This window comes from Streptomyces sp. DS1-CR2 (genome assembly GCF_055760475.1).
Map to the genome: position 1 here is coordinate 7,369,606 of NZ_CM147085.1, position 20,333 is coordinate 7,389,938.

18 protein-coding genes and 2 pseudogenes are annotated in these 20,333 nt (G+C 69.5%); 10 read left to right on the top strand and 10 right to left on the bottom strand.

Going from position 1 to position 20,333, the window contains the following annotated elements:
* Positions 1 to 23: 23 nt before the first annotated feature.
* From ACY0PA_RS34590 to ACY0PA_RS34610, 5 genes and pseudogenes are all read right to left on the bottom strand, one after another.
* Positions 24 to 1,733: a GMC family oxidoreductase N-terminal domain-containing protein gene (locus ACY0PA_RS34590; protein WP_473081368.1), complete on the bottom strand. Its 1,710-nt coding sequence runs from the start codon at positions 1,731 to 1,733 to the stop codon at positions 24 to 26.
* Complete coding sequence (locus ACY0PA_RS34595; RefSeq protein ID WP_411088911.1) at positions 1,730 to 2,278, bottom strand: DUF302 domain-containing protein; 549 nt, start codon at positions 2,276 to 2,278, stop codon at positions 1,730 to 1,732. Before ACY0PA_RS34595 ends, ACY0PA_RS34590 begins: the two co-directional genes overlap by 4 nt.
* Positions 2,275 to 3,000, bottom strand: a complete 726-nt coding sequence (locus ACY0PA_RS34600; RefSeq protein WP_473081369.1) for a flavin reductase family protein — start codon at positions 2,998 to 3,000, stop codon at positions 2,275 to 2,277. Before ACY0PA_RS34600 ends, ACY0PA_RS34595 begins: the two co-directional genes overlap by 4 nt.
* Before the next feature lie 629 nt (positions 3,001 to 3,629).
* Complete coding sequence (locus ACY0PA_RS34605; protein ID WP_473081370.1) at positions 3,630 to 5,498, bottom strand: hypothetical protein; 1,869 nt, start codon at positions 5,496 to 5,498, stop codon at positions 3,630 to 3,632.
* Between the two features lie 112 nt (positions 5,499 to 5,610).
* Positions 5,611 to 6,105 (bottom strand): annotated as a pseudogene (locus ACY0PA_RS34610) (SCO6745 family protein); the annotation flags it as partial.
* Between the two features lie 173 nt (positions 6,106 to 6,278).
* On the opposite strand from ACY0PA_RS34610, the gene ACY0PA_RS34615 reads away from it, so the two are divergent.
* Positions 6,279 to 7,286, top strand: coding sequence for a GlxA family transcriptional regulator (locus ACY0PA_RS34615; RefSeq protein WP_473081371.1), 1,008 nt, complete (start codon positions 6,279 to 6,281; stop codon positions 7,284 to 7,286).
* A 14-nt stretch (positions 7,287 to 7,300) separates the two neighbouring features.
* Positions 7,301 to 7,936, top strand: coding sequence for a DJ-1/PfpI family protein (locus ACY0PA_RS34620; protein WP_473081372.1), 636 nt, complete (start codon positions 7,301 to 7,303; stop codon positions 7,934 to 7,936).
* Between the two features lie 72 nt (positions 7,937 to 8,008).
* Here ACY0PA_RS34620 and ACY0PA_RS34625 read toward each other — a convergent pair whose 3' ends face one another.
* Positions 8,009 to 8,767: an enoyl-CoA hydratase/isomerase family protein gene (locus ACY0PA_RS34625; protein ID WP_473081373.1), complete on the bottom strand. Its 759-nt coding sequence runs from the start codon at positions 8,765 to 8,767 to the stop codon at positions 8,009 to 8,011.
* A 314-nt stretch (positions 8,768 to 9,081) separates the two neighbouring features.
* Between ACY0PA_RS34625 and ACY0PA_RS34630 the strand changes: the two genes are divergently transcribed.
* A complete protein-coding gene (locus tag ACY0PA_RS34630; RefSeq protein WP_473086526.1) occupies positions 9,082 to 9,588 on the top strand; it encodes an ATP-binding protein in 507 nt (168 codons plus the stop codon).
* A 9-nt stretch (positions 9,589 to 9,597) separates the two neighbouring features.
* Here ACY0PA_RS34630 and idi read toward each other — a convergent pair whose 3' ends face one another.
* The 4 genes and pseudogenes from idi to galE all read right to left on the bottom strand — a co-directional run bounded on the left by idi (position 9,598) and on the right by galE (position 12,983).
* Positions 9,598 to 10,191 (bottom strand): isopentenyl-diphosphate Delta-isomerase, encoded by a 594-nt coding sequence (gene idi, locus ACY0PA_RS34635; protein WP_473081374.1) that lies wholly within the window; start codon positions 10,189 to 10,191, stop codon positions 9,598 to 9,600.
* A 288-nt stretch (positions 10,192 to 10,479) separates the two neighbouring features.
* Positions 10,480 to 10,699: pseudogene (locus ACY0PA_RS34640) on the bottom strand (class I SAM-dependent methyltransferase); the annotation flags it as partial.
* A gap of 208 nt (positions 10,700 to 10,907) precedes the next feature.
* A complete protein-coding gene (locus ACY0PA_RS34645) occupies positions 10,908 to 11,840 on the bottom strand; it encodes a cation diffusion facilitator family transporter (protein ID WP_473081375.1) in 933 nt (310 codons plus the stop codon).
* Between the two features lie 159 nt (positions 11,841 to 11,999).
* Positions 12,000 to 12,983: a UDP-glucose 4-epimerase GalE gene (gene galE, locus ACY0PA_RS34650; RefSeq protein ID WP_473081376.1), complete on the bottom strand. Its 984-nt coding sequence runs from the start codon at positions 12,981 to 12,983 to the stop codon at positions 12,000 to 12,002.
* A gap of 271 nt (positions 12,984 to 13,254) precedes the next feature.
* On the opposite strand from galE, the gene ACY0PA_RS34655 reads away from it, so the two are divergent.
* The 7 genes from ACY0PA_RS34655 to ACY0PA_RS34685 all read left to right on the top strand — a co-directional run bounded on the left by ACY0PA_RS34655 (position 13,255) and on the right by ACY0PA_RS34685 (position 20,327).
* Positions 13,255 to 15,069 carry a DUF5941 domain-containing protein gene (locus tag ACY0PA_RS34655; RefSeq protein ID WP_473086527.1) on the top strand — a complete coding sequence of 605 codons (1,815 nt, stop codon included), beginning with the start codon at positions 13,255 to 13,257 and terminating at the stop codon, positions 15,067 to 15,069.
* On the top strand, positions 15,066 to 15,818 hold the full coding sequence (locus ACY0PA_RS34660; protein WP_384670890.1) for a phosphocholine cytidylyltransferase family protein: 753 nt from the start codon (positions 15,066 to 15,068) through the stop codon (positions 15,816 to 15,818). The genes ACY0PA_RS34655 and ACY0PA_RS34660 overlap by 4 nt, the downstream gene beginning before the upstream one ends.
* A complete protein-coding gene (locus ACY0PA_RS34665) occupies positions 15,806 to 16,873 on the top strand; it encodes an iron-containing alcohol dehydrogenase family protein (RefSeq protein WP_473081377.1) in 1,068 nt (355 codons plus the stop codon). Before ACY0PA_RS34660 ends, ACY0PA_RS34665 begins: the two co-directional genes overlap by 13 nt.
* Positions 16,851 to 17,630, top strand: a complete 780-nt coding sequence (locus tag ACY0PA_RS34670) for a CDP-alcohol phosphatidyltransferase family protein (protein ID WP_473081378.1) — start codon at positions 16,851 to 16,853, stop codon at positions 17,628 to 17,630. Before ACY0PA_RS34665 ends, ACY0PA_RS34670 begins: the two co-directional genes overlap by 23 nt.
* A gap of 8 nt (positions 17,631 to 17,638) precedes the next feature.
* Positions 17,639 to 18,511, top strand: coding sequence for a glycosyltransferase family 2 protein (locus tag ACY0PA_RS34675; RefSeq protein ID WP_383081764.1), 873 nt, complete (start codon positions 17,639 to 17,641; stop codon positions 18,509 to 18,511).
* A 96-nt stretch (positions 18,512 to 18,607) separates the two neighbouring features.
* A complete protein-coding gene (locus ACY0PA_RS34680; protein WP_473081379.1) occupies positions 18,608 to 19,537 on the top strand; it encodes an ABC transporter permease in 930 nt (309 codons plus the stop codon).
* A complete protein-coding gene (locus ACY0PA_RS34685; RefSeq protein WP_356271473.1) occupies positions 19,530 to 20,327 on the top strand; it encodes an ABC transporter ATP-binding protein in 798 nt (265 codons plus the stop codon). The genes ACY0PA_RS34680 and ACY0PA_RS34685 overlap by 8 nt, the downstream gene beginning before the upstream one ends.
* The last annotated feature ends 6 nt before the right edge of the window (positions 20,328 to 20,333 follow it).

Below are 20,333 nucleotides of genomic sequence, written 5' to 3' on the forward strand. Positions count from 1 at the left end.
ACGTACAGATGTCCCCGAGCGTTTCAGCCCACCATGGGCAGCCGCAGCGCCGCCGGGGCCGTCGCCGGGACGGCGGGGTTGTCCGGGGCCACGGGATTGAGGCGACGGTAGGGCTGCGACGGGGCAGGGCGCGGATCGGTGTCGCCCTTGTTGGGCCAGAACGAGAAGGCACGCTCCGCCTTGGCCGTGATGGTCAGGGACGGGTTCACCCCGAGGTTCGCGGTCAGCGCGGTTCCGTCCACGATGGACAGTCCGGGGTAGTTGAACACCCGGTGGTACGGGTCGATCACACCGTCCTCCGGCGAGGTCCCGATCGGCGCACCGCCGAAGAAGTGCGCGGTCATCGGCCTGTTGAAGATCTCTCCCCACCCCCCGCCCGGGACACCGCCGACGTGCTCGGCCGCGCGGAGGTTCGCCTCGTGCCCCGCGGGGATGAACGTCGGGTTCGGCACGCCGTGCCCCTGTTTCGAGGTGTATCTGCGGCGTCCGAACAGACCGCGCTTGGTGTACGTGGTGATCGAGTTGTCCAGGCTCTGCATCACCAGCAGGATCATCGACCGCTCGCTCCAGCGGTAGCCGTTGAACAACGTCATCGACCTGACCGGCTTCCGCGCGATCGTGCGTAGCATCTGAAGCCACCGCGGCATGGGCAGTGAACCGTCGGTAGCGGCGGTCTGCAGCAGGCCCATCGCGTTGCTTCCCTTGCCATAGCGCACCGCTTGGATGTGCGTGTCCTCGTCCGGGTGGATCGACGATGTGACCGACACGCCACGGGTGAAGTCGAACGCGGGGTCGACCGCGGGCCGGCTGACGCCGACGATCGCTTCCGAGTTCGTGCGCGTCAGCTCCCCCAACCGCGGTGAGAGCTCTGGCAGTACGCCGTTGTCCCGCATCCGGTGCAACAGATGTTGCGTACCCCAGGTGCCGGCGGCCAGCACGATGTGGGGCGCCGTCAGACTCCGCCGGAAGCGCCGCGACCGCTTGCCCGTCCTGTGGACGTCCACCACGAAGGATCCGTCGGACCGTGGTCGTACGGCGTCCACCGTGGTCATCGGCATGACCTTCGCACCGGCGCGCTCGGCGATGTAGAGGTAGTTCTTGACCAGGGTGTTCTTCGCGCCGACCCGGCACCCTGTCATGCAGGAGCCGCACTCGGTGCAACCCGTACGCTGTGGCCCGGCGCCGCCGAAGAATGGGTCGTCGGTGGACTTGCCGGGCTCGCCGAAGTGCACCGCAACTGGTGCCGGTTGGTAGGAGTCCGCCACACCCATGTCGGCCGCGACCTTGCGCATCACCTTGTCGCAGACGGTCTCGGTCGGGTTGGTGACCACCCCCAGCATGCGGCTGGCCTGGTCGTAGTAGGGCGCCAGCTCCGACTCCCAGTCGGTGATGTGCGCCCACTGCCGGTCCTCGTAGAACGGCTTGGGCGGCCGGTACAGCGCGTTGGCGTAGACGAGTGAACCGCCGCCAACACCGGCGCCCCCCATCACTATGACGTCCTTCAGCGGGTGGATGCGCTGGATGCCGAAGCAGCCGAGCGCGGGCGCCCACAGGTAGCGCCTGAGATCCCACGACGTCTTGGCGAACTCGTCGTCGGCGAACCGACGGCCCGCCTCGATCACGGCGACCCGGTAGCCCTTCTCCGTGAGGCGCAGGGCCGCGACACTGCCGCCGAAACCCGATCCGACCACGATCACGTCATAATCAATTTCACTGGCCGTGGGGATTGTCATGAGCGCTGCCCTCCAGTCTCCTCGCCGTTGTCCGTTTGCCGCGTCAGCTCAGCAGGAACGACGAGACCGAGCGCGGTGAACAGGTCAGCGAGCTTGCCGTCCAGCTCCACGCCGACCTCGGCGATCTCCGGATCGTCGAAACTCGAGAAGCGGGTGCTGGGCTGATCAACGGAGAACCGCAGCCGGCCGTCGTGGTCCTCGTAGATGGCGGTGCGCAGGGGCGCGTAGAGCATGACACCGGGGTTGTGGCGATACATGCGCTCGGCGATGGTGTGGTTACCCATGAGGTAGGCGGTGCAGCGGCGCTCGTGCCCGGCCATCCGCATCATCAGGTCGGTCTCGCCGCGCCAGTACAGCAGGAAATCGTGCGGGGCCTGCTGGTCGGTGATCCGGCGGATCGTAGCCCAGTCGGTGCGGCCGAAGGGGTCCGGGTCGAACGGAGGAACCGCCTGCTCGTAGCGCTCACGGAATTCCTCGAACGGCAGATCGACCGCGATTTCGAGCCGGCGCACCTGGTGGGTGACAACGCGCGCCTGACCGGTCATTGTTCGTCTCCCCGCATGATGGATCCGGACGGTGACCACTCGGAGGTGTCGATCATCGAGTAGTCCTCGCCGTGCTTGTCGAGACGTTGCATCCGGCGGCCGTCGAACCGCGCGAGGGTCTCACTGTCCAGCGGTGGGACGAACGCGTTGTTCACCACCGTGTACTCTGCGGCCAGCCGGCCGATCGGGGCAACGGCGCCGGTGTCGATCCGCCCGTTGGGCAGGTAGAGGTCATCGCGGATGTAGAACTGCACGACCCGCCCCACCACGAGGTGGTTGAATCCGTCCGGCGCGGCGACGATCTGTTCCACCACGCACTCGAACGCAATCGGCGCACCCTCGATACGAGGTGGCTTCACGGCGGAACTGGGCACCTTCTTCACCCTGACCATGTCGAACTCGTCCTCGTCGGGTTCGAATTCGCGCGCACTGAGGTGCAAAGGAAGTGCCTGCGGCAGTGTGGCCAGGTGGGTCACGAATTCGCCGGTGTCGCGCATATTCACAAAGCTGTCCTTGAGCGTGACGCCGTCGGACCGGGGCTGGATGGACAACGAAACCATGGGGGGCTTGCGGCCCACCACGGTGAAGAACGAGATCGGTGCCAAGTTTCCGATCCCGTCGGCCGACAGGGTGCTGACCCATGCAATGGGGCGCGGAATGACGCTCCCGATCAGCAATTTGTACGCTGCTTTGGCAGTGAGATTCTCGGCGTCGATGTACATTCAGTGATCCCTTCAGCGACTGGGCCGGCTGACGGCCCCGGCCCTGTTGCCATGAGTGCGGTAGATCGAGAAATCCGGTGGTTGGTTCGGGCGAGTTCTCTTCTTCGCCGTCACCGGTGGCGTCCCGCAGGCAGACGATGAGGATGCAGGCGGGCGGGCCGGCCGCCGGTGAATGAATAACAGCCTTCAGCAGCCTGTGAAGAGGAGTTCAAGGCAAGGAGTCCATATGCGGAGCCTGGCCTTCGATGTGAGTCCGCGCTGGGCACGGGGCGCGCCTGAGCAGAGCGGCCGGTGCCGCGACGCGATGCCCGTCAACGCCCGATCTCGCGTACGAGCCGGGCGACTTGATGCTCTGTCACCGAATTCAGCAGACGTCGGGCGCGGCGCCCGGGCATGGCCGCGGGGGTCCACTCCTCGACGCTCCGCATCGTTTGGCCGGTCGTCCACCGGACGGCACGCGCGCGGGACCAGCACGCGCACATGGCGCCCGAGTCCAGCGTACGCAGTCGGCCGTCCCTGACCACTTGCCTCGCGAACCTCGTGCGCACCGACCGCGCCGGGACCCAGGGCGGCCCCGTTGCCCAGCGAGTGCGGGCCCTTCAGCGACTCCTTCGTCATAAACAGAAACGCTAGCAGCGACTATCGGAAATGTATAGCTTGATGAGCTGCGCCAGCCCTCGTCGATCCCTGGCTGGCGCGGCCACTCGCCTCTCCGGCAGCCCGGCCACCGCACCGTGTACCTCGCCCCGGATGAGCTGACCGATCCCGCGCAGCGGGCGCGGGTGGGCAGGCTGCGGGACGGCTGACGATGGGTGCCTTCGATACTTCCCTGCTGCGGCTCTTCCGCGCTGTGCGCGAGCACTTCCCCCGACATGCGCTCCGGGGAGGGCTCGGACGAACTGTTCGGCGGCTACCGCTGGTTCCCCGCGCGGCTGCCGAAGCAGCAGCGTTTCCCTGGGAGGCGGTCCTGGGGCCGCGCCGACCTCCTCCCCGAGCCGGTACTGACCCGCCGCAAGAGCCCCTACCCGATGGTCCGCTCTCCTTCCCGTCCAGATCTCGGTCTCCCGCGGCAACGGAACGGCATTGTTGCCGCGCTGGCCGATGGCGAGGGAGCCTCGACGACCGAAGACGACGGCGGAGGCGCGAGGGAAGAATTGCGGGCGTAGCCGGCGCAGGTCCCAGGAACCGGTGAAGTCGACTTTGAGCGGATGGTCAGGGTCGGTCCCGTCTCCGGTATGAAGTCGGTCCAGTAGGGGCGGGTCCAGCACGGGGTTGGTCACGACGAAGGCGAACGAACCGTCTACGCATAGGTACTGCTGAACGGCTCGGGTAATGAATAGGCCCGACAGGTCCTGGTGCGTAGCGACCTCGAAGCCCTTCCGCAGGCCGCGGGCCTGCATCGTCGCCTTGAAGGTCTTCCATATCGCCCGGCATGTGCCGGTAGGAAAGCCAGGGCGGGTTGCCCACGAGGACATTGACGCAGTTCTCGGCTCCAGCCCGTGATCGCCTTCGATGACTGCACGGCGTCGCTTGTCCGCGTTCATGCTCTCGACCCGGAAGGTGCGGCGCCGGCCATCGAGCATCCCGCGCACCTTCATCCGCCGCAGGTCGATGTCATCGACGATGAACAGCTCCTCGCGGCGTCTCCACAGAGTCTTCGCCGCGGCCCGCACCTGTGCTGCACGCTCGGTGCGCCGGTACATGTCCAGCTCCCGCAGCGTCGGATCCTGGATCATCACCGAGCGGGGCAGGCCGAATTTCGCGATCGCTTGCAACTGGACCTCTGCCGGGGAAGCATCCCGTCGCGGTAGCCCGACCTCGATATCCAACAGACAGCTGAACTCCTGCAGCCGCATGCCCGTCGTGATGGACAGTTCGGGTGCTGCGCTGTCGCGCAGGGGCGAGCGCCCGCGAAACGTGCGATCAATGCGCCCGTCGGGCAGGTAGCCACGCAGCCCGACCTGCTTGAGGAAGTTCCACTGCCGCCACGTCAGATGCCGGACGTCGAGCTGTGTGGTGGCACCCCAGGACAGCACGTCACGGCCGTTGCGACGGCGGAAGTAGGGGCGCTTGTCGATCAGCTTCTCGTCGTGGGCCCAACCGTAGAAGTTGTTGATCATGGCCCGGCGCCGCTTCCAGGTCGCCGGCGCATCCGGCGACTCGCGGTGCTCGGTGCAGTCTTCCCGGTACGCCAACAGGTCTTCTTCGATGACCGACAACAGATCGACGGGCGGGTCGAGCTCGTCCTCCAGGAAGTCGGTCAAGTCGAGCGCGTCGTATGTGTAGTCCTGCAGCGACTTCGCCTTCAGCGTCTTGGCCATCTCCAGAAAGAAGGAGACCAACGGCTCCGCCGGGCGCATCTGTGAGTCGAAGAAGAACGGAGTTCCTTCCTTCAGCGCCCCCTTTCGCGACACGTACGCGAAGGCGTTGAGATCCACGCCGGGCGGCGCCTCGTAGAAGCGACGAACCGTGCTGCGTGACACAAAGAAGTAGTCCATCCCACACCACCGCGACCATGAGACATCCAGGCGGAGTGGAACCTAACAGCCGCACCTGGGGCCCCATGTCACTCGGGGATCACGACTGAGACATCTGGACTTCCTTTGCATAATGCTCGCGCAGGAGGGTGGCGGCGTGCCAGTACGCGAGGTGCGGCTCCTCGGGCACCGGCAGGTCGGCGTGGGCGGCGTACAGCGGCCGGGCGTGGCGGGTGCAGGCCTGCGTGGCCCGCAGCGCGAGAGCGGCGGCCTCGGCCATCTCCGGGGAGGCCACGATCTCGTCGCCCAGGAGCCTGCGCAGCGTCGAGTCGACGGCACGCGCGCGTGCCGCGAGGACGGTCTCGGGGGAGGCCGTTTCCCACACCGCGGGCACGTGTGCGGCGACGAGCTCGTGCTTGAAGTTGTAGAAGGTCGCCGTCACGGTCCCGGCACCGACGGCCCCCATCGCCGCCGCGCGGGCCGCGAAGTACGCCGCGCTGCGGTGCGTGATCCCGATGGCGCCCAGCTCCTTGCCCAGGTCGGGCGAGAAGTAGTGCGTCGAGTGGAACGGGTTGAGCATGTTGTGGCAGCGGCGGGCGGCGCGGGCGTCCGGGGAGGTCGTCGTCATGCGAGTACGTTACCGACTGGTTGGTACGGGCGGAACGTACGGGGCGCGGACCATTCGCCGGAAGGTTCGCCGAACCATTCACCGAACCGCTCCCACCACGTCAGGCGCGCGATGGCAGGAAAGGTGGGGTACTCGTCATTGCGGCCGTCCCGCCGTGCCCGAAGACTGGCTGTGTGGCCGCCCGCACCGTGCTCATCCTGTTGTTCGACGACGTCCAGAGCCTGGACGTGACCGGCCCGGCAGAGGTCTTCGCCGGAGCCGCCCTCTGCCGGGGCCCGCGCCCCGGGGACACGTACCGCATCCGCACGGCCTCCCTCGACGGCGGGCCCGTCCGCACCTCCAGCGGGCTCACGCTCGTCCCCGACCACGCACTCGCCGACGCGCCCGCCCCGCACACGCTCCTCGTCCCCGGCGGCCGGGGCACGCGCCGCCCGGATCCGCGCCTGACCGCCTGGCTCCGGGAGCACGGCCCGCGCGCGCAGCGCCTCGTCTCCGTCTGCACGGGCGCCATCCTGCTCGCCGAGGCGGGCCTGCTCGACGGCCGCCGGGTGACCACGCACTGGGCGTACTGCGACCGCCTCGCCCGCGACCATCCGGCCGTCGAGGTCGACCCGGACCCCATCTACGTACGCGACGGGAACGTGGCGACCTCGGCCGGCGTCACCGCGGGCATCGACCTCGCCCTCGCGCTCGTCGAGGAGGACCACGGCCGCGACACCGCGCTGACGGTCGCCCGCCACCTCGTGGTGTTCCTGCGACGCCCGGGAAACCAGGCCCAGTTCAGTGCCCAGCTCTGTGCCCAGACCGCGCGGCGCGAGCCGCTGCGCGAGGTCCAGCACTGGATCACCGAGCACCCCGACGACGACCTCTCCGTCGACTCGCTCGCCTCCCGCGCCCGCCTCTCGCCGCGCCACTTCGCCCGCGCCTTCCAGGCCGAGACGGGCATGACCCCGGGCCGGTACGTCGACCTGGTCCGCCTCGAACAGGCGCGCCGCCTCCTGGAGGACACCTCCGACGGCGTCGAGGAGATCTCCCGCTCCTGTGGCTACGGCACCCCCGAGGCGATGCGCCGCGCCTTCACCAGGGCGCTCGGCGCGTCCCCGGCCGAGTACCGCCGCCGCTTCTGCCCACCCGGAACCCCTACAACGGGCCGGCGCCCGTCCGAGCCCACCCGTTCCTGACCGAAAGGCACCCGATGAAGATCGCCATCGTCCTTTTCGACCGCTTCACCGCGCTCGACGCCGTCGGCCCCTACGAGACGCTCGGCAGGCTGCCTGACGCGGAACTCACCTTCGTCGCCGAGCGGACCGGGCCCGTGCGGTCGGACACCGGACGGCTCGCCCTCACTGCCGACAAGACGCTGTCGGAACTGACCGACCCGGACATCGTCATCGTCCCCGGCGGGCCGGGCCAGAGCGCGCAGATGGAGAACGAGGTCCTGCTCGACTGGCTGCGCGCCGCCGACGCCACCAGCACCTGGACGACCTCCGTGTGCACGGGGTCGCTGCTCCTCGCCGCCGCCGGTCTGCTGGACGGCCGGCGCGCGACGTCGCACTGGCTGGCGCTCGACGCCCTGAAGAAGCTCGGCGCCGAGCCGACGGGCGAAAGGGTCGTCGTCGACGGCAAGTACGTCACCGCCGCCGGGGTTTCCTCCGGCATCGACATGGGCCTGACCCTCGTCGGCACGATCGCGGGCGACGAGCACGCGCAGGCCGTACAGCTGCTCACCGAGTACGACCCGCAGCCGCCGTACGACGCGGGTTCGCCCCAGAAGGCCCCCGCGCACCTCGTGGAGAAGTTCCGCGCGGAGAGCCGCTTTCTCCAGGCGTAGTGCACAGAGCCGCCTCCTCCACGCGTAGGCCAGGAAAGCCGTTTCCTCCTGACGCGGTCGAGGCGGCCCGTTTCATCCCGACGTGGTCCATGTGAAGCGCGGCTTCCTGCGCTCCAGGAACGCGGCGACGCCCTCCGCGGTGTCGCCGCTCCCGCGCGCCTGCTCGGCCCAGTGCGCGGCCCGCTCCACGCGGCCGTCGGCGAACTCCTTCGCCGCGGCCTGCGTCAGCTGCGAGCGCTCACCGAGAATCCGAGCGAACTCGCCGACCCGCTTGTCCAGTTCGTCCCCGGCGAGCACCTCGTCCACGAGCCCGGTCCGCAGGGCACGCTCCGTACCGATCAACTCGCCCGAGAACAACAGGTACTTGGCCGTCGCGGGGCCCACCAGAGAGGCGAGGCGGCGCGTCGAGCCCGCCGGGTACACGATCCCCAGCTTCGACGGCGTGACCCCGAAGAGCGCGTCCTCGGCCGCGAACCGCAGGTCGCACGCCGCCGCCAGCTGGCAGCCGCCGCCCACGCAGTACCCGCGCACGGCGGCCAGCGTCGGCTTGGCGAAGGCCGCGAGCGCCTCCTCGGCGGCGACCGCGAGCTCCTGCGCCCGCGACCCCGAGCCGCCGAGCGTGGAGATGTCGGCGCCCGCGCAGAACGTCCCGCCCGCCCCGGTCAGCACCAGCACCCGCACCGCAGGATCGGCGTCGAGGGAAGCGAGCAGCGGCGGCAGCGAGCGCCACATGCCGTCCGTCATGGCGTTCCGTTTGGCGGCGTGGTCGATGACGACGGTGGCGATGCCGTCGGTGACCGAGTGCGTGAGCTGCGGCGGTGTGTGCGACATGCGCCGGATGCTATCCGCATGCCTCGAACGTACGATCAAGAAGGGGTGGCCGGCGAGGAGGCGTCATGGCGCGGTCCGGCCGACGCGTCGTAGGGCTCACGACGCCCGATGGCGCGTCCAAACCCGTACAACCTGAATAGCCTTGGAAGAGGGAACTAGAACGGCAGGATCAGTCGTACACCTGACGCTGTCATACGCCAATGGTCAAATTACGTCGATACTCGCTGACTTCTGGTCAGTCATTCGGTACGGACCAGTGGATTCCCAACACTCGACGTGTGGTGACAATCGAGCGCAAGGGCGGCGACCGGACGATGGGCGACCAGGGATGGGGGTCCCGCCCGAGTCCTCAAGACGCTGGGGGAGTGCCCCCCGACCAGCAACCGGGAAGTCCGCTGCCGTACGAGGGGGTCTGGCGCTTCACGGCGCAGGCCGTCGACGCGTCCGTGCCGCAGGCCCGGCACGCCGTGCGTGACCTGCTGGTCCGTCAGGGCGTACCCGCCTCCGACGACCTCGTTCAGGGACTGCTGCTCATCGTCTCCGAGCTGGTCACCAACGCCGTGCGGCACGCGGCCCTGCTCTCACCCGTCCTCGCGGTGGAGGTCGCCGTCGGCGCCGAGTGGGTGCGCGTCTCCGTGGAGGACGAGCACCCCTACCGCCCGACCGCCCTGGAGGCCACCGACGGGCAGACGGGCGGGCGCGGCCTCCTCCTCGTACGCGAGGTCACCCGCGAGGCGGGCGGTGTGTGCGACGTCGAGCACACGGCGAGCGGGGGCAAGGTGATCTGGGCCGCCCTGCCCCTCAAGCCCGTCGACGCCTGAGCGGCGGACTCACCAGCCGGCGGACGGGCCCGTCAGCTCCCGGATCGCCGGTCGCGCCGCGTCCAGCACGGTCATGAACCACGACGAGAACGGCCCCTGGGCGTGCCGCACGGCCAGCTCCTCCGCCGTCACGTACGCGGTCTCGCCCACCTCGGAGGGATCCGGCCGCAGCGGCGCCTGGACCATCCCCACGAACAGGTGGTTGAACTCCTGCTCCACCAGGCCCGAGTCCGGGTCCGGGTGGTTGTAGCGCACCGTCCCCGCCTCCGCGAGCAGCGAGGGCGAGACCCCCAGCTCCTCGAACGTCCTGCGAGCGGCCGCGGCGAACGGCGCCTCGCCCGGGTACGGGTGCCCGCAGCACGTGTTCGACCACACGCCGGGGGAGTGGTACTTGCCGAGCGCGCGCTGCTGGAGCAGCAGCCGGCCCTGTTCGTCGAAGAGGAACACGGAGAACGCTCTGTGCAGCCGTCCGGGCGCCTGATGCGCGGAGAGCTTCTCCGCCGTGCCGATCGTCCTGCCGTCCTCGTCCACGAGTTCCAGCAAGATCGCTTCTCCGGTGCCGTTCGACGAACTGTTCGCCGCGGTGGCAGGTGTGGTCGGCATACCCATCCTTCGCTTCGGTCCTCGAACCCCAAGTCTGCCGTACCGGGCAGACTGTCCCGGCACTTGGCAGCGCCCGCATGTCCCGCCCGGAGGTCCGGGCGGGACACACACAGGCTCAGACGCCGAAAGCGGCCGGGTAGGTGATCGTGCCTTGCGGCACCTGCCAGGAACTGTCCGCCGCGCCCAGGACGAGCGCCATCATCGCCTCGTCCGGCACCTCGAACCCGGGCCGGATGCCGTACCCGGAGGCGGGCGAGAAGCCGAACGTCGGGTAGTACTCCGGGTGCCCGAGTAATGCGGTGACCTCGCCGCCGGTCTCGGCGGCCAGGAGCAGCGCGGAGCGGCCGGGGCCGCAGCCGAGGTCGAGCACGCGCGGGCGCTCGGGCAGCGGTCCCACGAAGGAGAGGAGCCGCAGGGTGGTGGAGTGGGAGCCGGGGCCCTGCCGGGGAAGTCCGTGGTGCAGGGCGAAGAAGGCGTCACGTACGACGTCGTCGGAGTTGTCGGTCAATGGATTGAACCCTTGGGTGAGAGGGCCCCGCGAACGCGCACTCCTGCTGGGAAAGCGGGAAGGGTCAGGCGTGGGCCCGGAAGGCGGGGATGCACCTGTCGCTGCGCGGGGCAGCGTTCACCGCGACGACAGTCATCAACCCACCTCCTCAAAGATCCATGGCCAACGTAGCACGCAGTGTGCACAACTGCCCCTGGGTGATGGGCAGTCAGTGGCAGAGCTTCGCCTCATGCTCCGCGTGACCGACCGGCTCCAGCTGGAACGTGCAGTGCTCGACGTCGAAGTGGACACCGAGGCAGCCCTGGAGCTCGTGCAGCATCTTCTCGTGGCCGATGGCGTTGAGGGCCTCCGAGCTCACGACCACGTGTGCGGACAGGACGGGCATGCCCGACGTGATCGTCCAGGCGTGCAGGTCGTGGATGTCCAGGACGCCGGGGAGCTCCGTGATGTGGGCCCGCACCTCCGCCATGTCGACGCCCTTCGGTGCGGCTTCGAGCAGCACGTTCAGCGTCTCCCGCAGCAGCTTCACGGTCCGCGGGACGATCATGAGGCCGATCGCGATCGACGCGATCGGGTCGGCGGCCTGCCAGCCGGTGGCCAGGATGATCGTCGCCGAGATGATCACGGCGACCGAGCCCAGGGCGTCGGCGGCCACCTCGAGGAAGGCGCCGCGCACGTTGAGGCTCTCCTTCTGACCGCGCACCAGGATCGACAGCGAGATCATGTTCGCGACGAGACCGATCACGCCGAAGACGATCGTCAGCCCGCCCTCGGTCTCGGCCGGCTCCAGGAACCGCTGGATCGCCTCGACCAGCACATAGCCGCCGACGCCGAGCAGCAGCAGGCAGTTGGCGAGCGCGGCCAGGATCTCGGCGCGGGCGAAGCCGAACGTGCGCTGTTCACTCGCGGGGCGGTTGGCGAAGTGGATGGCGAGCAGCGCCATGCCGAGGCCGAGCGCGTCGGTCGCCATATGGGCGGCGTCCGCGATCAGGGCGAGCGAGTCGGCGAGGAGTCCGCCGACGATCTCGGTCACCATCACGGTCAGCGTGATGCCGAGCGCGATACGCAGCCGGCCCAGATGCGCGGCCGAGGCCGTGCCCGTGGGCGCATGGCTGTGCCCGTGATCGTGTCCGGCCCCCATGGAAACCGCCCTCCGTCCGCTCGTCGGCGCGCCTGGCCGGCCGCCCTCGCGATCACAGTGAACTACGGGTAGGGGGTATCTGCAAACACTGCACTGAACACCGTTGTCATGTGCCCTGACCTGCGGAAATGGCAGCAGCAGGTCAGGGAGTCGCCAGGGTCAGTTGGCGGTGGTCTCCGGATGCCGCAGCCGCCAGCCCGCCCACGCCGACTCGACCATCTCGCGCACCCCACGGCTCGTCGCCCAGCCGAGTTCCTTCGCCGCGAGTTCCGCGGAGGCCACCGCACGCGGGGAGTCGCCCGCGCGGCGCGGCTCGACCACTGCCGCCCGCGGGTCGCCGCTGACCTCGGAGATCAGATCGACCAGTTCGCGGACGGAGACGCCCTCGCCGGAGCCGATGTTCACCGTCAGATCGCCCGTCGCGCCCGGCTCGGTCAGCCGGCGCGCGGCCGCGAGATGGGCCTCGGCGAGATCGGCGACGTGCAGATAGTCACGTACGCACGTGCCGTCCGGCGTCGGGTAGTCGTCGCCGAAGATCCGGGGGGCCTCGCCGCGGCTCAGCCGGTCGAAGATCATCGGGATCACATTGAAGACGCCGGTGTCCGCGAGCTCGGGGGCGGCGGCGCCCGCCACGTTGAAGTAGCGCAGGCACACGGTCGCCATGCCGTGCGCCCGGCCGGCCGCCCGCACCAGCCACTCGCCCGCCAGCTTCGTCTCGCCGTAGGGGCTCATCGGCGCGCAGGGGGTGGACTCCGTGATGAGGTCCACATCCGGGTTGCCGTACACGGCAGCGGACGAGGAGAAGACGAAGCGCCGCACGCCGGCCTCGGCGACCGCGTCCAGGAGCACCGCCAGGCCGCCCACGTTGTCGCGGTAGTAGAGCTCGGGCCGCTCCACGGACTCGCCGACCTGTTTGCGGGCCGCGAGATGCACCACACCGGTCACGGAGTGCTCCGCGCACACCCGCTTCACCAGCTCGGCGTCCAGGGCCGAGCCCCTGACCAGCTCGATGTCCGACGGCAGCCGTTCGGTCACCCCGGTCGAGACGTCGTCGAGGACGACCACGTGCTCCCCGGCGGCGGCCATCGCCCGCGCCACATGTGCCCCGATATAACCCGCTCCACCTGTGATCAGCCATGTCATGGTCGACCACACTAGGCCGTGTCCCCATGTGCCCTCCCGGGCCCTCGCACGAGCGGCAGTTTGTGGGGCGGGGCCTTGATCGACAATGATGACGGGGCGGTCGCGCACACTCAGACCGCTCTTATCGGGCCATGAACGGGCGGTGAACGTCCGCTTCTCATCATCCGATAGCCTCTGCCGACGTGCCGCCCGGCCGCACTCGGCCCGGGGCGCCCCCATCACGCCTGTGCCCGCTGCGCCGGCGTGCAGGCAATCCAAGGAGTGAGTTCGTCTGTCGACCGCCATCGTCACCGGTCAGCCGGTACCCGGGTCGTCGCTCGAGGGCGAGCTGCGGGCACTCGGCTTCGACGTGCGGCTCGCCCCGGACGCCGCACAGGCAGGGACGGCGCTCGCCGCGGTCCCGGCAGGACAGCGGGTCGCGCTCGTCGACGCGGGCTTCGTGGGCCACACCCACGCCCTGCGCCTCGGCCTCACCGACCCCCGCTTCGCCGCCTCGGCCATCCCCGGAGCGCTCTCCGTACAGCCCGCGGCCCGCGAGGCGCTGACCGGCGCCCTGCGTGACTCCGCCCAAGGGCCTTCCCCGACGGACTTCGGTACGCGGGCCGGCACCCTGACCGGCGTGCTCGCCGACCGCGTCGCCGAGCGCCTCACCGCGTCCGGCACCGAGGTGCACCACCCCGAGCTCGGTGAGCTCGTCGCCGCCGTGCCCGCCGACCCGCAGGCCCGCAACGAGGCCCGACAGGCGGTCGCCGCCGTCGACGACGAGGCGATCCGGCTGCGTACGGCGGTCAAGGCGCGCGACGGTTTCTTCACGACCTACTGCATCAGCCCGTACTCCCGCTACATCGCCCGCTGGTGCGCCCGGCGCGGTCTCACCCCGAACCAGGTGACGACCGCCTCGCTGGTCACCGCGCTGATCGCGGCGGGCTGCGCGGCCACCGGCACCCGCCCCGGCTTTGTCGCCGCGGGCCTGCTGCTCCTCTTCTCCTTCGTCCTGGACTGCACGGACGGGCAGCTCGCCCGCTACTCCCTGCAGTACTCGACGCTCGGCGCCTGGCTCGACGCGACCTTCGACCGGGCCAAGGAGTACGCCTACTACGCGGGACTCGCGCTCGGCGCGGCCCGCGGCGGTGATGACGTGTGGGCGCTCGCGCTCGGCGCGATGGTCCTGCAGACCTGCCGGCATGTCGTGGACTTCTCCTTCAACGAGGCGAACCACGACGCGACGGCGAACACCAGCCCCACCGCGGCCCTCTCGGACAAGCTCGACAGCGTCGGGTGGACGGTCTGGCTGCGCCGGATGATAGTGCTGCCGATCGGCGAACGCTGGGCCCTGATCGCGGTACTCACCGCGCTGACGACGCCGCGCGTCACGTTCATCGTCCTGCTGATCGGCTGCGCCCTCGCCGCGGTGTACACCACGGCCGGCCGCGTCCTGCGCTCGCTGACCCGCCGGGCCACCCGCACGGACCGGGCCGCGCAGGCCCTCGCGGAACTCGCCGACAGCGGCCCGCTGAGCGAGCTCCTCCAGCGCGCGGTGCGCGGTGTGCCTCGTCACACGGCCCCGGCCGTCGCCGCGCTCGGCGCCCTGGTCCTCGTACTCGCCACAGCGCTGTCGGGCTACGGCAGCTGGTGGCCTGTCCTCGGCGCCGCCGTCTACGCGCTGACCTCCGCCGCGGCCGTCTCGCGTCCGCTCAAGGGCCCCCTCGACTGGCTGGTCCCGCCCGTCTTCCGCGCCGCCGAATACGGCACGATCCTGCTGATCGCAGCGAAAGCGGACGTAAACGGAGCGTTGCCGGCAGCTTTCGGACTGGTGGGCGCGGTCGCCTACCATCACTACGACACGGTGTACCGCATCCGCGGTGGCACCGGCGCGCCGCCGCACTGGCTGGTCCGGGCGATCGGCGGGCACGAGGGCAGGACGCTGGTGGTCACGGTGATCGCCGCACTGCTCACCGAAACAGGTTTCACCGTCGCGCTCACGGCGCTCGCCGGGTTCGTGGCACTCGTGGTGCTCGCCGAGAGCATCCGCTTCTGGGTCTCTGCTGGAGCACCCGCCGTACACGATGAAGGAGAACCCGCATGATCGGCCTCGTCCTGGCCGCCGGCGCAGGCAGCCGGCTCCGCCCCTACACCGAGACGCTCCCCAAGGCGCTCGTGCCCGTCGCGGGCGAGGGAACCGAGAACGAGCTCTCCGTCCTTGACCTCACCCTGAAGAACTTCGCCGAGATCGGCCTCACCGAGGTCGGCATCATCGTCGGCTACCGCAAGGAGGTCGTCTACGAGCGCCAGGCGGCGCTCGAGGCGAAGTACGGCCTGAAGCTGACGCTGATCGAGAACGACGTCGCCGAGAAGTGGAACAACGCCTACTCCCTGTGGTGCGGCCGTGACGCCATCAAGCACACGGTGATCCTCGCCAACGGCGACACCGTGCACCCGGTCTCCGTGGAGAAGACGCTGCTCGCCGCCCGCGGCAACGGCAAGAAGATCATCCTCGCCCTGGACACCGTCAAGGACCTGGGCGACGAGGAGATGAAGGTCGTCGTGGACCCCGAGAAGGGCGTCCAGAAGATTACGAAGCTGATGGAGCCGTCCGAGGCCACCGGCGAGTACATCGGCGTCACCCTCATCGAGGGCGAGGCCGCCGACGAGCTGGCCGACGCCCTGAAGGCCACGTACGAGCGTGACCCGCAGCTGTACTACGAGGACGGCTACCAGGAGCTCGTGAACCGCGGCTTCAAGGTCGACGTCGCCCCGATCGGCGACGTGAAGTGGGTCGAGATCGACAACCACGACGACCTCGCCAAGGCTCGGGAGATCGCGTGCCAGTACTGACCCGGCTCATGCCGAGTCCGGTCGTCGTCGACATCCGGGCCGGCGCGCTGGACGACCTCGCCACCATCCTCACCGACCAGCGCATCGCCCCCACCGGCAAGCTCGCCTTTGCGATCAGCAGTGGCGCTTCCGGCAAGCTCCTCAGGGAGCGGTTCGCACCGGCGTTCCCGGGCGCGGACTGGTTCGACGACGCGGACGGCACCATCGACGGCGCCGTCAAGCTCGCCGACTCGATAAAGAAGGCAGGCCGCTACGACGCGGTGGTCTCGCTCGGCGGTGGCAAGGTCGTCGACTGTGCGAAGTACGCGGCGGCCCGGGTGGGCCTGCCGCTGGTGGCCGTTGCCACGAACCTCGCGCACGACGGTCTGTGCTCGCCGGTCGCGACGCTGGACAACGACGCGGGCCGTGGCTCGTACGGTGTGCCGAGCCCGATCGGCGTGGTCATCGACCTCGACGTCATCCGGGACGCCCCCGCCCGGTTCGTCCGGGCCGGCATCGGCGATGTCATCTGCAAGATCTCCGCCGTCGCCGACTGGGAGCTCTCGCACGAGGTCAACGGCGAGCAGGTCGACGGCCTGGCCGCCGCCATGGCCCGCCAGGCCGCGCACGCGGTGCTGCGGCACCCGGGCGGCATCGGTGACGACGACTTCCTCAGCGTGCTCGCCGAGTCGCTGGTGATGTGCGGTCTCGCGATGTCCGTGGCCGGGGACTCGAGACCCGCCTCGGGCGCCTGCCACGAGATCTGCCACGCCTTCGACCTGCTCTTCCCCAAGCGCAACGCGCAGCACGGGGAGCAGTGCGGGTTCGGCGGGGCGTTCGCCACGTTCCTTCGCGGTGACCACGACACCGCGAAGGAGATGGTCGAGACGCTGCGCCGGCACGGCCTGCCGGTCCTCGCCAAGGAGATGGGCTACAGCGACCAGGACCTCGTGGACGCCGTGCTCTTCGCCCCGCAGACGCGCCCCGGCCGCTACACGATCCTCGAGCACCTCAACCTCAACGCCGACCAGATCAGGGACGCCTACGCCGACTATGCAAAAGCCATCGGTAGCTGAGCTCCGCCCGGTCGTTCACCCCGCGGGGGTGAAGGACCGGCGGAGCGGCGAGCACTGGGGCGGCCGGCTCTACATGCGCGAGATCTCGCTGCGCATCGACCGCCACCTCGTGAACACCAAGGTCAGCCCCAACCAGTTGACCTACCTGATGACCGTGTGCGGCGTCCTCGCGGCGCCCGCGCTGCTGGTCCCGGGTATCTGGGGCGCCGTCCTCGGCGTCGTCGCGGTCCAGCTGTACCTGCTGCTCGACTGCGTCGACGGCGAGATCGCCCGGTGGCGGGGGCAGTACTCGCTCGCCGGTGTCTGGATGGACCGCGTCGGCGCGTACCTGACCGACGCCGCGGTCCTCGTCGGCTTCGGTCTGCGCGCCGCCGACCTGTGGGGCAGCGGCCGGATCGACTGGCTGTGGGCCTTCCTCGGCACGCTCGCCGCGCTCGGCGCCATCCTGATCAAGGCCGAGACGGACCTGGTCGGCGTGGCCCGCCACCAGACCGGCAAGCCCCCGGTCCAGGAGTCCGCGTCCGAGATCCGCGCCTCCGGAATGGCGCTGGCCCGCAAGGCCGCCGCCGCGCTGAAGTTCCACCGCCTCATCCTCGGCATCGAGGCATCGCTGCTGATCCTGGTCCTCGCGATCGTCGACCAGATCCGGGGCGATCTGTTCTTCACGCGCCTGGGTGTCGCGGTCCTGGCCGGCATCGCGCTGCTCCAGACCGTGCTGCACCTGGTGTCCATCCTGGCGTCGAGCAGGCTGAAGTGAGTACGGCGATGAAGGTCGGCGCGGTGATCATCACCATGGGCAACCGCCCCGAGGAGCTGCGCGCCCTCCTCGACTCCGTCGCCAAGCAGGACGGCGACCGGGTCGACGTGGTCGTGGTCGGCAACGGCTCCCCGGTCCCTGACGTCCCCGCCGGTGTGCGCACCGTCGAACTGCCCGAGAACCTCGGCATCCCGGGCGGCCGCAACGTAGGCATCGAGGCCTTCGGGCCCTCGGGCTCCGACGTGGACGTGCTGCTCTTCCTCGACGACGACGGCCTCCTGCCGAAGACGGACACCGCTCAGCTGTGCCGCGAGGCCTTCGAGTCCGACCCGAAGCTGGGCATCGTCAGCTTCCGGATCGCCGACCCGGAGACCGGCGTCACCCAGCGTCGCCACGTCCCGCGCCTGCGCGCCGCCGACCCGATGCGCTCCTCGCGCGTCACCACGTTCCTCGGCGGCGCCAACGCGGTGCGCACCCGCGTGATCGCGGAGGTCGGCGGCCTGCCCGACGAGTTCTTCTACGCGCACGAGGAGACCGACCTCGCCTGGCGTGCCCTCGACGCGGGCTGGATGATCGACTACCGCGCGGACATGGTGCTGCACCACCCGACGACGGCCCCCTCGCGGCACGCGGTCTACCACCGCATGGTCGCCAGGAACCGGGTCTGGCTCGCGCGCCGCAATCTGCCCGCGCTCATCGTCCCTGTCTACCTCGGCGTCTGGCTGCTCCTCACGCTCGCCCGCCGACCCTCCGGACCTGCGCTGAAGGCCTGGTTCGGCGGGTTCAAGGAAGGCTGGACGAGCCCGTGCGGCCCCAGGCGTCCCATGAAGTGGCGTACGGTGTGGCGCCTGACCCGACTGGGCCGACCTCCCATTATCTGACAAGCTCGTGCCTGAGAGCATTCGGCCCGTACCCCGGTCCCTGGCTCATGCCTATGCCCGACCGGCAGCGCACTTTGAAGACGAAAGTTTCCACTAGTGAGTGAGACAACGCATGACGGCGGTGTCGCGGTGACCGCGCGTCCGTCGCCCGATGAGGGGCTCTCCCCGGCCGACCTGGCCGCCAAGTACGGTCTGACCGTCAGTGGCGCCAGGCCCGGCCTGTTCGAGTACGTCAGCCAGCTGTGGGGCCGGCGTCACTTCATCCTCGCCTTCTCACAGGCGAAGCTCACCGCCCAGTACAGCCAGGCCAAGCTCGGCCAGCTCTGGCAGGTGGCGACGCCGCTCCTGAACGCGGCCGTGTACTACCTCATCTTCGGCCTCATCCTGCACGCCAGCCGGGGCATGTCGATGGACGTGTACATCCCGTTCCTGGTCACGGGCGTCTTTGTCTTCACCTTCACGCAGAGCTCGGTGATGGCGGGCGTGCGGGCGATCTCGGGCAATCTGGGCCTGGTGCGCGCCCTGCACTTCCCCCGGGCCTCGCTGCCGATCTCGTTCGCGCTCCAGCAGCTCCAGCAGCTGCTGTTCTCGATGATCGTCCTGTTCATCGTCGCGGTCGGCTTCGGCAGCTACCCGGGGCTGTCCTGGCTGCTGATCATCCCGGTGCTCGCGCTCCAGTTCCTCTTCAACACCGGACTCGCGCTGATCATGGCGAGGCTGGGCTCGAAGACCCCGGACCTGGCGCAGCTCATGCCGTTCGTGATGCGTACGTGGATGTACGCGTCCGGCGTGATGTTCTCCATCCCGATCATGCTGGCCGACAAGCCCGCGTGGGTCGCCGACATCCTGCAGTGGAACCCGGCCGCCATCTACATGGACCTGATGCGCTTCGCGCTCATCGACGGATACGGCTCGGGTAATCTGCCGCCGCACGTGTGGGCGGTCGCGGCCGGCTGGTCGGTACTGGTCGCCGTCGGCGGCTTCGTCTACTTCTGGAAGTCCGAGGAGCGGTACGGCCGTGGCTGACGAAGACATCCTGGGCAGGAACGCGGGCAAGGGACACATCCCGACCGTCATCGCGGACGGGCTGCACATCGTGTACCGCGTCAACGGCGCCAAGACGGGCAAGGGCAGCGCGACCTCCGCGCTGAGCCGCATCGTCAAGCGCGGCGAGGAGCGCGGCGTCCGCAAGGTGCACGCCGTCAAGGGCGTCACCTTCACCGCGTACCGCGGCGAGGCCATCGGCCTGATCGGCTCGAACGGGTCCGGCAAGTCGACCCTGCTGCGCGCCATCGCCGGGCTCCTGCCGGCGGAGAAGGGCAAGGTCTTCACCGACGGCCAGCCCTCGCTCCTCGGTGTGAACGCGGCGCTCATGAACGACCTGACGGGCGAGCGGAACGTCATACTCGGCGGGCTCGCGATGGGTATGTCCCGCGAGCAGATCCGGGAGCGCTACCAGGAGATCGTCGACTTCTCGGGCATCAACGAGAAGGGCGACTTCATCACGCTCCCGATGCGTACCTACTCCTCCGGTATGGCGGCGCGGCTGCGCTTCTCCATCGCGGCCGCGAAGGACCACGACGTCCTCATGATCGACGAGGCCCTGGCCACGGGTGACCGCAAGTTCCAGAAGCGCTCCGAGGCCCGCATCCGGGAGCTGCGCAAGGAGGCCGGCACGGTCTTCCTCGTCAGTCACAACAACAAGTCGATCCGCGACACCTGCGACCGTGTGCTCTGGCTGGAGCGCGGCGAGCTGCGTATGGACGGACCGACAGCTGAGGTACTCAAGGAGTACGAGAAGTTCACGGGCAAGTAGTCCGGG